Below are 13,341 nucleotides of genomic sequence, written 5' to 3' on the forward strand. Positions count from 1 at the left end.
GGCGGGACGACGGACTTCCGCCGTGCGGGTCGACGGAGACACGCAACACGGCGAACTGTTCCAGGACAAGGAGACATGATGCTCGGAAACCTCGGTGGCGTCCACCTGCTGATCATCCTCGGGATCATCATCCTGCTGTTCGGTGCGACCAAGCTCCCGGCGCTCGCCAAGGGCCTCGGGCAGTCGATCAACATCTTCAAGAAGGAGATGGGCGACGACAAGAAGCCGGCGAAGGACGGCACGGTGCAGGACGCCTCGCAGCCCGGTCCGGCGCAGTACACGGCGCCGCAGGCTGACACCGCTGGCCCCGTCGTGAACCCGGGCCCCTCGGTCCAGCCGAACGCGCACTCCACGGAGCCTCGCAACTAGACCTCCCGCACCGGGAACCAGACCAGGACACCCAGCCCCGTCCTGTCGGCGAAGCCCCCGCGACCCGTCGGTCGCGGGGGCTTCCACGTTCCCGGGCGACCACGGGCAGAGCACGATGGGGGCATGACCGCCGAACGCGCCACCGCGCCGCTCCGTGACGACCGCCGGGTGGTGCTCGTCGTGGCGATCCTGGCGTCCTTCGTCGTCGGGCTCGACTCGAGCGTGGTGAACGTCGCGCTCCCGGCGATCCGGCACGAGCTCGGGGGCGGGCTGGTCGTGCAGCAGTGGGTCGTCGACGCCTACCTCGTGACCCTCGGGTCGCTCATCCTCGTCGCCGGCTCGCTGTCGGACGTGTTCGGACGGGTGCGGATCGTCACGTGGGGGTTGGTCGTGTTCGGGGTGGCCTCGGTCGCGTGCGCGATCGCACCGTCGGGCGAGGTGCTCGTCGTGGCGCGCGCGGTGCAGGGCATCGGCGGCGCACTCGTCACGCCGAGCTCGCTCGCGCTCATCGTCGCCGCGTACCGCGGGGCTGCGCAGGCGAGGGCGATCGGCACCTGGACGGCTTGGTCGAGTGCCGCGGTCATCGTCGGTCCGGTCGTCGGCGGGCTCGTGGTCGACGGCATCGGCTGGCGGTGGATCTTCGTGCTGACCGCGGTGCCGATCGCGGTCACGATCCCGCTGGTCCTGCGCATCACGGGCGACGTGCCTCCGGTGCAGCGACCGCGGATCGACGTCGTCGGCGCCGTCCTGGCGGTCGTCGGTGTGGGCGGGGTGGTGCTCGGGCTCATCGAGCAGGAGCGACTCGGGTGGGGCGCCCCCGTGGTCGTCGTCGCGCTCGTCGCCGGAGCAGCCGCGCTCGTGGCGTTCGTGCCGTGGGAACGACGGGTCGCCAGGGCCGGGGGAGCGCCGCTCGTGCCGCTCGAGCTCTTCCGGGCGCGGAACTTCGCGGTCGGGAACCTCGCGACCCTGTCGATCTACGGGGCGCTCGGGATGGTCGGTTTCGTCGTGACGCTCTTCCTGCAGGAGGTCTGGTCGTTCCCCGCCTGGCTCGCCGGTGTCGCGAGCCTGCCGCCGACGATCCTGCTCCTCGCACTGTCCACCACGGTCGGCGCGCTCGCCGGGCGCCACGGCCCGCGGTGGTTCATGGCCGCAGGTCCCGCGATCGCCGCGGCCGGGGCGCTCGTGATGCTCGGCGCCGGTGACGACCCGACGGGCTACTGGTGGACGGTGCTGCCCGGGTTGGTGCTCGTCGGCGTGGGGATCGCGACGATGGTGGCCCCGCTGACGAGCGCCGTGCTCGGGTCGGTGCCGGAGCGTGAGGCCGGCGTGGGGTCGGCGGTCAACAACGCCGTCGCCCGGGTCGCCGGTCTCGTGGTCGTGGCGCTCGCCGGGGTCGTGCTCGGTGGCGGGGTGAGCGTCGTCGGCTTCCACCGGGCGATGGCCGTGATGGCGTTCCTGCTCCTGGCGGGGGCGCTCGTCAGCGCCGTCGGGATCCGGAATGCCCCGACGCGAACGTGAGTTGAGCCAAGTAGACTCAAGTACGAGACGCGCGAGCAGGACGCGACGTGCGCGCAGTACGACACCCACGACCACCGCAACGGAAAGGACGGACCGCATGGCGAACCTCCAGGGCGCCCCCGACTCGCAGGAACGGCAGAAGACCGCCCTCGAGCAGTACGGCGTCGACCTCACCGCGATCGCCCGGAGCGGCAAGCTCGACCCGGTCATCGGGCGTGACGCCGAGATCCGCCGCGTCTCGCAGGTGCTGACGCGACGCACCAAGAACAACCCGGTGCTCATCGGCGAGCCCGGCGTCGGCAAGACCGCCGTCGTCGAGGGGCTCGCGCAGCGCATCGTCGCCGGTGACGTCGCCGACTCCCTCAAGGACAAGCGGCTCGTGTCGCTCGACATCTCCGCCCTCATCGCCGGCGCGAAGTACCGCGGCGAGTTCGAGGAGCGGCTCAAGGCGGTGCTCAAGGAGATCAACGACTCCGACGGGCAGGTCATCACGTTCATCGACGAGCTGCACACCCTGATGGGCGCCGGCGGTGGCGAGGGCTCGGTGGCGGCGTCGAACATGCTCAAGCCGATGCTGGCCCGCGGCGAGCTCCGGCTCATCGGCGCGACGACGCTCGACGAGTACCGCCAGTACATCGAGAAGGACGCCGCCCTCGAGCGGCGCTTCCAGCAGGTCTACGTCGGGGAGCCGAGCGTCGAGGACGCCGTGGCGATCCTCCGCGGGCTCAAGGAGCGCTACGAGGCGCACCACAAGGTGACGATCAACGACTCCGCGCTCGTCGCAGCGGCGAGCCTGTCGAACCGGTACATCTCCGGCCGCCAGCTGCCGGACAAGGCGATCGACCTGATCGACGAGGCGGCGTCGCGCCTGCGCATGGAGATCGACTCGTCGCCGGTCGAGATCGACGAGCTCAAGCGCTCCGTCGACCGGCTGCGCGTCGAGGAGTTCGCGCTGAAGCAGGAGAAGGACGACGCCTCGAAGGCCCGGCTCGAGACCCTTCGCGCCGAGCTCGCCGGACGCCAGGAACGCCTCGACGAACTGCAGCGGCGCTGGCAGGCCGAGCGCGCGACCCTGAACCGCATCGGTGAGCTGAAGCAGCAGCTCGACGACCTGAACATGCGCAGTCAGCGGGCGCAGCGCGAGGCCGACTACGAGACGGTCTCGCGGCTCGAGTACGGCGAGAAGCCCCGCATCGAGGCCGAGCTCGCCGCCGCCGAGCAGGCCGAGAGTGCTGAGCGCATGGTGAACGACAGCGTCACCGACGAGGACATCGCCGCCGTGATCGCGCAGTGGACGGGCATCCCGATGGGTCGCCTGCTGCAGGGCGAGACCGAGAAGCTCCTGCACCTCGAGACGGAGCTCGGCCGCCGGATCATCGGGCAGCGCAGTGCCGTCGGCACCGTGTCCGAGGCCGTCCGTCGCACCCGCGCGGGCATCTCCGACCCGGACCGACCGACCGGCTCCTTCCTGTTCCTCGGTCCCACCGGGGTCGGCAAGACCGAGCTGGCCAAGGCGCTCGCGGAGTTCCTGTTCGACGACGAGAAGGCCCTCGTCCGCATCGACATGAGCGAGTACGGCGAGAAGCACTCGGTCGCGCGGCTCATCGGCGCCCCGCCCGGGTACGTCGGGTACGAGGCCGGCGGGCAGCTCACCGAGACCGTCCGGCGTCGGCCGTACTCGGTGGTGCTGCTCGACGAGATCGAGAAGGCGCACCCCGAGGTCTTCGACGTGCTGCTCCAGGTGCTCGACGACGGGCGCCTGACCGACGGGCAGGGCCGCACGGTCGACTTCCGGAACACCATCGTGATCCTGACGTCGAACCTCGGCTCGCAGTTCCTGACCGACGCGTCGCTCAGCGCCACCCAGCGCGAGGAGGCCGTCCGTGAGCTCGTCCAGCAGTCGTTCCGCCCCGAGTTCGTCAACCGACTCGACGACATCGTCGTGTTCCAGGCGCTGACGCACGAGGACCTCGGCCAGATCGTGTCGCTCTACGTCGACCGGCTCGCCCGGCGCCTGTCCGACCGTCGGCTCGAGCTCGCGGTCACACCGTCGGCCCGTGGATGGCTCGCGGAGCGCGGGTACGACCCGGTGTACGGCGCGCGGCCGCTCCGCCGGCTCATGCAGCGGCAGATCGACGACCAGCTGGCGCGGGCCATCCTGGCCGGCGACGTCCGCGACGGCGACACGGTCCGTGTGGACGTCGCGGACGACGGCGAGACGCTCGTCGTCGAGCCCTTCGAGCTGGCCGAGATCGTCGAGGAGTAGGCGGACGGTCGGTCCGGTCGTGACGGGACCGACCGCACAGCGGTGACGGCCTGGAGGCCCGGTGCCGGTCCACGAGATCCGCACCGGGCCTCCAGGCCGTCGCGTCCCTTCCGTCGTCGTCGCGGTCCGAGTAACGCCCTGGAAACAGGCGGACCGACAGGCTCGCCGCATGGACACGCTCTCGATCGACACCGTTCCCCTCATCGTCGTCCCCGGCCCGCAGAGCCGCGCCTTCGTCGTCCACCTGGACGAGCGTCGCGGCACCGTGGACGTACACCCAGCCGATGCCTAGAAATGTCATGTGTCATGTACTCGTGCGCGTACTGGTGGTAGACGACGAGACAGCCCTGGCCGACCTGATCGCTCGTGGACTCACGCGGCAGGACATGGCCGTCGACGTGGCGTACCGCGGGGACCACGCCGACGAGCTGCTCGCCGTGAACGACTACGACGTCGTCGTGCTCGACCGCGACCTCCCCGGCATGCACGGGGACGAGGTCGCCCGGCGGCAGACCACCCGGTCGGGGTGCACGCGGATCCTCATGCTGACCGCTGCGACTGCCCTGACGGACCGCGTCCACGGGCTCGAGCTCGGCGCCGACGACTACCTGCCGAAGCCGTTCGAGTTCCCCGAGCTCGTCGCCCGGGTCCGTGCGCTCGGTCGACGCAGCACCGCCGCCGTCGCGCCGGTGCTCGAGCGGAGCGGCCTGCTCCTCGACTCGAACCGCCGCATCGCCACGCGGGACGGTCGCCCGCTCGACCTGACCACGAAGGAGCTCGGGGTGCTCGAGGTGCTGCTCCGCGCGGACGGGCGGATCGTCTCCGCCGAGGAGCTGCTCGAGAAGGTCTGGGACATGAACATCGACCCGTTCACCGCAGCCGTCCGGGTGACGATGTCGAAGCTCCGCAAGAAGCTCGGCGCTCCGGACCCGATCCGCACGGTGCCGGGCAAGGGCTACGCGCTGTGACCCGACCCTGGTCCATCCGGGCGCGGACGACCCTGACGTTCGCGGTCGCCTCGATGGTGCTGACCGCCGCCGTGGTGCTCCTCGTCACGTGGGGATCGACGCTGACGCTGTCCGGTGCCTACGGACCGGCGGTGGCACTCCAGCGCTCGGACGCGGCGGGGTTCGGCGATGCAGGCGGACCCGAGCCCAGACCGGGGTCGGAGCCGTCGGGGGCGTCAAGGTCGCTCGAGGGTTCCGCGGCCGCGGTCGTCCGGGTGGCCGCTCAGACCCAGTGGCATTGGGCCGCCGCCGGTGTCGTCGCAGCCGGCGTCCTGGCCGGGCTCGTCGGCTGGTTCGTCAGCCGACGGGTCCTGCTCCCGGTGGACCGGATCGCCGCCGCCGCCGAACGCCTGTCCGCGTCGACCCTGCACGAACGCATCGGTCTCGACGGGCCGGACGACGAACTCCGACGCCTCGCTCGGAGCATCGACGACCTGCTGGACCGCCTCGAGACGGCGTTCGAGAGTCAGCGGCGCTTCGTGGCGCAGGCGTCGCACGAGCTCCGGACGCCCCTCGCCGTGCAGCGCACGGCGCTCCAGGTCGGACTGCACGACGGGGCGGGCCCGGCGGAGCTGGTGTGCGTGCGTGAGGAGCTGCTCGAGCAGAACCGGCGCTCGGAGCACCTCGTCGAGAGCCTGCTCGTCCTGGCAGAGGCGGACCGTGGTCTCGACGGGCGGACCGAGCGCATCGACCTCGCCGCACTGGTGCACGAGGTGGTGCTGCACGCCGAGGACCACGCGCAGCGGTGCACGGTGCGGCTGACCGAGACGATCGACACGACGTCCGGGCTCGTCGCGGTGACGGCGGAGCCCGTCCTGACCCGGCAGCTCCTCACCAACCTCGTGGACAACGCGATCGAGTACAACCAGACCGGCGGTGCGGTCGTCGTCCGCGTCCGCGACGACGGACTCGAGGTGGAGAACTCCGGTCCGCCCGTCGACCCGGACGAGGTCGCACACCTGCTGGAACCGTTCCGCCGCGGGCGAGGAGCGGCTCCGGGGCGGCACAGTGGTCTCGGACTCAGCATCGTGACCGCGATCACCCGTGCTCACGGATGGACACTGGCGGTCGTCACCAGAGCCGAGGGTGGGCTCGTCGTCAGGGTCCGGATGACCGATTAGCTAACCGGGCCCTTGTTTCGTCGGTGTCTCCGTCGAGCACGCGATGCCGAAACGCCACCTGCGCTGCGCTGGTCGCATGAACCAGCGAACCGTCCCGTTCCGTGTCCTCGCGCCCGTCGCCCTGGCCCTCCTCGCCGGCTGCACCCTCTCCGCGTGCTCGTCGGCACCGGACGGGTCCTCCACGAGCAGTCCGTCCGCCGACAGCGCAGCACAGCGCGCGCTGGCGTACGGCGCCTGTCTGCGCGATGCGGGGTTCGACGTGTCCGACGACGACCTGGTGGCGGGTCGGTTGGCGATCCCGGACGGCGCCGATCCCGAAGCATTCGCGCGGGCCTCCGACGCGTGCGACGCCACGAGCGCCGCAGCCCACGACGGGGCCGGAGCGGCGGAGGAGTCGGCGGAGCCCCTCGACCTCGGGCCCGGGTTCGTCCGGTGTGTGCGCGACGCGGGCTTCCCGGACTTCCCGGACGACCCCGAGGCCCAGGCGGCGTTCGAGCCGGCCGACTCGGCCGCGTACGACCGCGTCTGGGCGGACTGCGCGGAGGCCGCGGGTGCCGAACCGGGGACGACCGGCGGCGAGTGACCGCAGGAGCGACGACGCCTCCCTCGGACAGCTGACGGAGGCGTCGTCGTGTGCGTCCTGCCGTGCTCTCCCGCAGGTCCGCCGGTCCGCCGGGCCCTGGCGGCCGGGGCTCGTCTCGTTTCGTCGGTGCAACGATGCCCGACCGCTCGTCGAAACACCCCGTGTCGTTCCCTGGGTGCATGACCGAGACGACCATCCGCACGAAGTCCCTCCTGACCGCGATCGCCCTGATCGCGGTCCTCCCGCTCGGCCTCACGGCCTGTTCCCCGTCCGATCCGACCGCCGACCACACCACCGCGGCGGCAGAGGGGGTCGGAGCCCGCTGGGCTGCCTGCATGCGCGAGGGCGGCTTCGAGGTGCAGGACGCATCCGACGAACAGATCACCTCGGGCGCCTTCTCGATGCCCTCGGGCGTCGACGAGGAGGCCTTCGGCAAGCGGTCCGACACCTGCCGTGAGCAGCTCGGTGTCCACGGGGCGGACGACGCCCAGAAGCAGGAGTGGGCGCGGCAGTACGACGCGGTGGCGTCGTGCATCCGCGAGAACGGCTACCCGGACTTCCCTGAGCAGCAGGAAGGGTCGCTCGACTTCGGGAACTACGCCCGCGCCCAGGAACCGCGGTTCGACTCGGCGGTGCAGGCCTGCATGCAGGAGTTCGCTCCCGACACCCGCAGCGCGAACTGATCCGCAGACCGACAGACCGAACCGCGAAGGACACCATGACCTCCTCCACACCACGAGTGCACTCCCGCCGAGCGGGTCGCCGCACCGTCGTCGCCGCCGTCTGCCTGGTCGCCGTGCTCGGAGCCGCCGGCGCATCCTGGGCGCTGCTCGCCAGCGGCCCGACCGCGGCGTCCGCCTCGGCGACCGACCAGGCGACCACGGGCCGGCACACCTCGCCCGTCACCCGCGGAGACCTGACCGAGACGTGGACCTACGCGGGCACGCTCGGCTACGGCGCCCCCGTCGGCATCCCCGGTGCGGCTGCGGGTACCGTCACCTGGCTGCCGAAGCCCGGCCAGGTCGTCCACCGCGACGAACCGCTCTACGCCGTCGACGAGCGGCCGGTGCTCGCGATGCACGGCGCCGTCCCGCTCTGGCGCACGCTCGAGTCCGGGGACCGCGGCCAGGACGTCGCGCAGCTCAACCACAACCTCGCCGCCCTCGGCTACGGCGTGGTGGAGGACGACGTGTTCGGCCGGCGGACGCTCGCGGCCGTCCGGCAGTGGCAGCGCGACCGGCACCGTGAGGTCACGGGCACGATCGGTGTCGACGACGTGGTCTTCGTCGACGGCGACGTCCGCATCGCCTCCGTCGAGGGGCAGCTCGGACTGCCGGCGGAGGGGGACGTCCTGCGGGTGACCAGCACGCGGCGGGTCGTCGTCGTGACCGTGGGACAGCAGGACGCCGACCGGTTCGCCGTCGGCACCGCCGTGGACGTCCGGGTCAACGGCACCGGTGATCCCTTCCCCGGGAAGGTGATCGACAGCGCGCCGGTCGAGGACACCGAGGGCGGAGCGCCGAAGGTGTCGGCGACGATCGCGCTCGAGTCCGGCGACCGGGAGCTGCCGGCAGCAGCGACCGCACAGGTCGACACGGTCGGCCGGACCGAGCGCGACGTCCTGTCGGTGCCGGTCGCTGCGATCGTGGCTGCTGGCCAGGACGAGTACGCCGTCGACGTCGTCCGAGGCGGGACCACCGATCGGGTGCCGGTCGACGTCGGCTTCGTCGCCGACGGGCGGATCGCCGTGACCGGTGCCCTGCGTGAGGGCGACCAGGTCGTGGTGCCGTCGTGAGCATGCGCGCTTCCCGCGACTCGTGCGTCGCTCCGGTCGGACCCGCTGCACCGACCTCGTCCGACGAGTCCGTCCTCGTGCTGCGCGACGTGGTGAAGACGTACGGCGACGTCGGAGCCCTGCGCGGTGTGACGATCACGGTCGACGCCGGAGAGCTGGTCGCGGTGGTCGGCCCGTCCGGCTCCGGCAAGTCGACGATGCTGAACATCATCGGCACGCTCGACCGACCCACGTCCGGGACACTGGTCGTCGCCGGACAGGACGTCAGCACGATGACCGACGACGCGCTGTCGGAACTGCGCGCCGACCACATCGGGTTCGTCTTCCAGCACTTCCACCTGCAAGCCGGCGCGACCGCGGCCGAGAACGTCGCCGACGGCCTCCTGTACACGGGCGTCGCGCGACCGGACCGACAGCGTCGAGCAGTCGCAGCGCTCGAACGGGTGGGTCTCGGACACCGCGTGGACCACCGACCGAACGAGCTGTCGGGCGGCGAGAAGCAGCGCGTCGCCATCGCGCGTGCGATCGTCGGTGACCCGACGATCCTGCTCGCCGACGAGCCGACCGGCGCCCTCGACACCGCCTCGGGAGCAGCGATCCTCGAGTTGCTCGACGAACTGCACCGGGGTGGCACGACCGTCCTCGTGATCACGCACGACCTCGAGCTCGCAGCGGCGATGCCGCGGCAGGTCAGGATGCGCGACGGGCTGGTGCAGGAGGACTCCCGCGACGGTTCCGGTGCGCTCGACGCGCGGACGCTCGCGGACACCATCCGCCGCGCCGGCACCGGCCTGATCGGTGCCTTCGGGACCGACCTGTCCGACGTCGACGCAGAGGTCGCGCAGTGAGCCGCCGGAACGCTGTGCGCGCCGGCGACCTGCTCCGGCTCGGGCTGTTCGGCCTCCGCACCCGGCCGACCCGGGTCGTGCTGTCGGCGCTCGGCATCGCGATCGGCATCGCCGCGATGATCGCCGTCGTCGGCATCTCGTCGACGAGCAAGGCGAAGCTCGACCAGGTGCTCGATGCACTGGGCACGAACGTCCTGACCGCGACGAAGACCCAGGGGCTCGCCCAGACACCGCCGCTGCCGGAGACGGCGGTCGAATCGGCGCTGCGTCAGGACGTGGTGTCAGCGGCAGCGGGTGTCGGCACCGTGAAGAAGAGTCCCGTCTACCGGAACCCGTTCGTCCCACCACTGGAGACGAAGGGCATCGGCACGATGGCAGCCTGGGGGGACGTCCCCGCGGTGCTGGGCGGGCACGTCGCCTCTGGTCGGTGGATCGACACCCGTCCCGGCGCCGTGGACCAGGTCGTCATCGGCTCGCAGGCCGCCGAGGCGCTGGGGATCGGCCCCGTCGAGCCGGACAGCCGCGTGTGGACGGGCGGGCGCTGGGTGCAGGTGGTCGGGGTGCTCGCACCGATGGCACTGGCGCCCGATCTCGACAACCAGGTCTTCGTCCCGCTCGGGCTCGCTGCGCAGCTCGGCTTCGACGGCCACCCGACAGCCGTGTACACGCGCGTTGACCCCGAGCGGGTCGATGCGAGCCGCGACGTCCTCGCCCGGGCGATCCGACCGGACGCCCCGAGGGACGTCGGCGTGACGAACCCGTCGGACGCGCTCGCCGCGAAGAACGCGACGGACGACTCCTTCACCGGGCTCCTCGTCGGGATCGGCGGTGTGGCGTTGCTGGTCGGCGGCATCGGCGTCGCGAACACCATGGTGATCACCGTCCTCGAGCGGCGGGCCGAGGTGGGTGTCCGACGGGCGCTCGGTGCCCGTCGTCGCAACATCCGCGACCAGTTCCTGGTGGAGTCGCTGCTGCTGTCGTTCCTCGGCGGTGTCGCCGGGGTGGTGATCGGCGTGGGGGTGACCGCCGCCTTCGCGGCCGCGAACGGCGCTCCGCTCGCGGTCCCGCTCTGGGCGGTCGCCGGCGGCCTCGGCGCGACCGTCGTGATCGGTGGGGTCTCCGGGATCTACCCGGCGGCACGCGCGGCACGCATCCCACCGACCTCCGCGCTCGCCTCCGTCTGAGGCGAGCGGGTCCGGACCGCCGCCGCCCGACAGGGGCGGTCGGTCCACCAGACGCACCGCCGGGAGGCCCGGTGCCGGTCCCTGGAACCGGCACCGGGCCTCCCGGCCTACCGTCCAGGGCATGCCAGAGCTGCCGATCCTGCGTCGCCTCACCGATTCCATCGAGCGCGCGAGCGTCCTCGACAAGGCCGTCGACGTCGACACGCGTGTCGTCCGCGCGGTCGCGAAGCCACGCGCCCTGCGGCAACTGCTGCACGGCGTACCGTTCGGCCACCCGCTGCACCCGCTCATGGTCCAGGTGCCGCTCGGCGCGTGGATCTCCGCCGCGGTCCTCGACACGATCGGCGGGAAGGGCAACGCCCGGGCCGCGACGACCCTGACCGGCGTCGGTCTGGTGTCGGCGACGGCGGCGTCCACCGCGGGGTACGTGGACTGGGCCGAGCTCTCGCTCGAGCAGCGTCGCACCGGGTGGGTGCACCAGGCCGTCAACTGGGTCGGCATCACGTTCTTCGGGCTGTCGTGGTGGCAGCGCCGGAAGGGCAACACGGCCGCGGGCAAGGCCCTCGGCTTCGTCGGGCTCACCGTCGTGAGCGTCGGCGGGTACCTCGGCGGGCACCTGTCGTACCGGCAGCGCGCGGGCGTCGGATCGAGCGACCGGGTGCCGTTCGACGACTGAGATCGTCCCGCTCGTCCTTCGTTCGTGTTGGTTTCACGACAGAACGGTTGCGTTCGTGTGACTTTCGGACGTACAGTTCCTGAAACCAACGGGAACGAAGGAGTTCGGGCATGTACGCAACGGAGCGGCAGGATGCCATCGCCGCCGCGCTGCAGTCGACCGGGCGGGTGTCCGTCGCCGACCTCGCCGAGCACCTCGACGTCACCACCGAGACCGTCCGCCGCGACCTCGACGCCCTCGAGACCGCCGGAGTCCTGCGCCGCGTGCACGGGGGAGCCGTCCCCGCGGGCCGTTCGAGCGTCGTCGAGCTGAGCGTCGCCGAGCGCGAGGGGCAGCACGGCTCCGCGAAGACCGCGATCGCCCGCGCCGCGATGCACCTGGTGCCCGCGACCTTCACCGGCTCGATCGCCCTCGACGCCGGCACCACCTGCGCCGCCGTCGCCGCCGAGCTCGTCCGCTGGGAGCCGGCGACCCCGGGCGCGACCCTGACCGTCGTCACGAACTCGGTGCCGATCGCCGCCACCCTGCAGCACAGCGAGCACGTCGAGCTGCACCTGCTCGGCGGCCGGGTGCGCGGGGTCACGAGCGCCGCGGTCGGCACGGCCACCGTGCAGCAGATCGGCGCCCTCCGCCCCGACATCGCCTTCGTCGGCACGAACGGCCTGTCCGCGGGCTTCGGCCTGAGCACGCCCGACGAGTACGAGGCCGCCGTGAAGGGCGCCTACGTGCTCGCGGCCCGCCGCAGCGTGGTGCTCGCCGACGCCGCCAAGCACGGGGTCGAGGCGCTCATGCGCTTCGCCCGACTCGACGAGGTCGACACCCTCGTCACCGACCAGGAGCCGCCGGCCGACCTCGCCGGTGCGCTCACCGACGCCGACGTGGAGGTCGTGGTCGCATGAACAGCACCCGCATCGTCACCGTGACGCCCAACCCGTCCCTCGACCGCACGATCGAGCTCGGCGGCGAACTCCAGCGCGGCGCCGTGCAGCGGGCCGTCCGCACCACGGCCGAGCCCGGCGGCAAGGGCGTCAACGTCTCGCGGGTCGTGGTCGCGAGCGGTGGGGACACCCTCGCCGTGCTGCCCGGCGACGAGCTCGACCCCGTCCTGCTCGGCCTGGCGACCCGGGGCATCCCGACCGTCGCGCTGCCGATCGGCGCTCCGCTGCGGTCGAACGTCACCGTCACCGAGCCGACCGGCACGACGACGAAGCTCAACGAGCCGGGGCCGTCGCTCGCGGGTCGACTCGACGACCTCGCCGCCCTCGTCGCCGACGCGGCGGGCCCCACCCCGACCGGACCGGCCGCCAGCTGGGTCGTCCTCGCCGGGTCCCTGCCGCCCGGGCTGCCCGACGACGCGCTCGCCGTGCTCGTCCGCGCCGTCCGCGACAGGCACGGGGATGCCGTCCGCATCGCCGTCGACTCGTCCGGCCTGCCGTTCACCGCGCTGCTGCAGTCCGGCGAGCGGATCGACCTGGTCAAGCCGAACGCCGAGGAGCTCGCCGAGGTCGTCGGCGGCGACCCGGAGGAGTACGAGCGCGACCCCGAGGCCGCCGTCGCCGCCGCCCACCGTCTGCGCGAGAAGCACGTCGACACCGTCCTGCTCACCCTGGGCAGCGCGGGCGCCGTGCTCGTCTCCGGCGAGGGCAGCCACGTCGCCGCCGCCCCCCGGATCGTCGCGCGGTCGACGGTCGGTGCCGGTGACTCGTCCCTCGCGGGCTACCTGCTCGCCGAGGTCGCCGGGGCCTCCGCACCCGAGCGTCTCGCCCAGGCCGTCGCCACCGGAGCCGCCGCAGCGGCGCTGCCCGGCAGCGACGTCCCCGCCCTCGACCACACCGACCCCGGCAGCGTGACCGTCCGGACCCTGCACACGACGCAGGTCCCCGCACCGGTCGCCTGACCCGGCCCAGCAGCACCACCCAGCAGCACCACCCCGCAGCACCACCCCGCCGTACCCCCTGGAACCAGCACTGCCCG

14 protein-coding genes are annotated in these 13,341 nt (G+C 72.4%); all 14 read left to right on the forward strand.

Annotation, left to right across the window (positions count from 1 at the left end; translation table 11 throughout):
* Positions 1–75: 75 nt before the first annotated feature.
* The 14 genes from tatA (at position 76) to LCG91_RS02420 (ending at position 13,264) form a co-directional block, all read left to right on the forward strand.
* The gene (tatA, locus tag LCG91_RS02360; RefSeq protein WP_411955823.1) at positions 76–369 is read left to right on the forward strand and encodes a twin-arginine translocase TatA/TatE family subunit; all 294 of its coding nucleotides are present in this window, start codon (positions 76–78) and stop codon (positions 367–369) included.
* A 123-nt stretch (positions 370–492) separates the two neighbouring features.
* Positions 493–1,887: an MFS transporter gene (locus LCG91_RS02365; protein WP_224442353.1), complete on the forward strand. Its 1,395-nt coding sequence runs from the start codon at positions 493–495 to the stop codon at positions 1,885–1,887.
* Between the two features lie 97 nt (positions 1,888–1,984).
* Positions 1,985–4,153 carry an ATP-dependent Clp protease ATP-binding subunit gene (locus LCG91_RS02370; RefSeq protein WP_224442354.1) on the forward strand — a complete coding sequence of 723 codons (2,169 nt, stop codon included), beginning with the start codon at positions 1,985–1,987 and terminating at the stop codon, positions 4,151–4,153.
* A 169-nt stretch (positions 4,154–4,322) separates the two neighbouring features.
* Positions 4,323–4,445, forward strand: coding sequence for a hypothetical protein (locus tag LCG91_RS16395; RefSeq protein WP_263480171.1), 123 nt, complete (start codon positions 4,323–4,325; stop codon positions 4,443–4,445).
* 22 nt (positions 4,446–4,467) lie between these two features.
* Complete coding sequence (locus tag LCG91_RS02375; protein WP_224442355.1) at positions 4,468–5,121, forward strand: response regulator transcription factor; 654 nt, start codon at positions 4,468–4,470, stop codon at positions 5,119–5,121.
* Entirely contained in the window at positions 5,118–6,281 is a 1,164-nt protein-coding gene (locus tag LCG91_RS02380) for a sensor histidine kinase (RefSeq protein WP_224442356.1), read from the forward strand. Before LCG91_RS02375 ends, LCG91_RS02380 begins: the two co-directional genes overlap by 4 nt.
* A gap of 76 nt (positions 6,282–6,357) precedes the next feature.
* The gene (locus tag LCG91_RS02385; RefSeq protein ID WP_058749951.1) at positions 6,358–6,864 is read left to right on the forward strand and encodes a hypothetical protein; all 507 of its coding nucleotides are present in this window, start codon (positions 6,358–6,360) and stop codon (positions 6,862–6,864) included.
* 179 nt (positions 6,865–7,043) lie between these two features.
* Entirely contained in the window at positions 7,044–7,547 is a 504-nt protein-coding gene (locus LCG91_RS02390; protein WP_224442357.1) for a hypothetical protein, read from the forward strand.
* A 35-nt stretch (positions 7,548–7,582) separates the two neighbouring features.
* Positions 7,583–8,659, forward strand: coding sequence for a peptidoglycan-binding protein (locus LCG91_RS02395; RefSeq protein WP_224442358.1), 1,077 nt, complete (start codon positions 7,583–7,585; stop codon positions 8,657–8,659).
* 2 nt (positions 8,660–8,661) lie between these two features.
* Complete coding sequence (locus LCG91_RS02400) at positions 8,662–9,507, forward strand: ABC transporter ATP-binding protein (protein WP_082687604.1); 846 nt, start codon at positions 8,662–8,664, stop codon at positions 9,505–9,507.
* Positions 9,504–10,691, forward strand: a complete 1,188-nt coding sequence (locus LCG91_RS02405) for an ABC transporter permease (RefSeq protein WP_224442359.1) — start codon at positions 9,504–9,506, stop codon at positions 10,689–10,691. The genes LCG91_RS02400 and LCG91_RS02405 overlap by 4 nt, the downstream gene beginning before the upstream one ends.
* 121 nt (positions 10,692–10,812) lie before the next feature.
* Positions 10,813–11,367, forward strand: coding sequence for a DUF2231 domain-containing protein (locus LCG91_RS02410; RefSeq protein WP_058749954.1), 555 nt, complete (start codon positions 10,813–10,815; stop codon positions 11,365–11,367).
* Positions 11,368–11,477: 110 nt separating this feature from the next.
* Entirely contained in the window at positions 11,478–12,266 is a 789-nt protein-coding gene (locus LCG91_RS02415; RefSeq protein WP_224442360.1) for a DeoR/GlpR family DNA-binding transcription regulator, read from the forward strand.
* Positions 12,263–13,264: a 1-phosphofructokinase family hexose kinase gene (locus LCG91_RS02420; RefSeq protein ID WP_224442361.1), complete on the forward strand. Its 1,002-nt coding sequence runs from the start codon at positions 12,263–12,265 to the stop codon at positions 13,262–13,264. Before LCG91_RS02415 ends, LCG91_RS02420 begins: the two co-directional genes overlap by 4 nt.
* Positions 13,265–13,341: the final 77 nt, after the last annotated feature.

It is taken from the genome of Curtobacterium sp. TXMA1 (genome assembly GCF_020162095.1).
Classification (GTDB): Bacteria; Actinomycetota; Actinomycetes; order Actinomycetales; family Microbacteriaceae; genus Curtobacterium.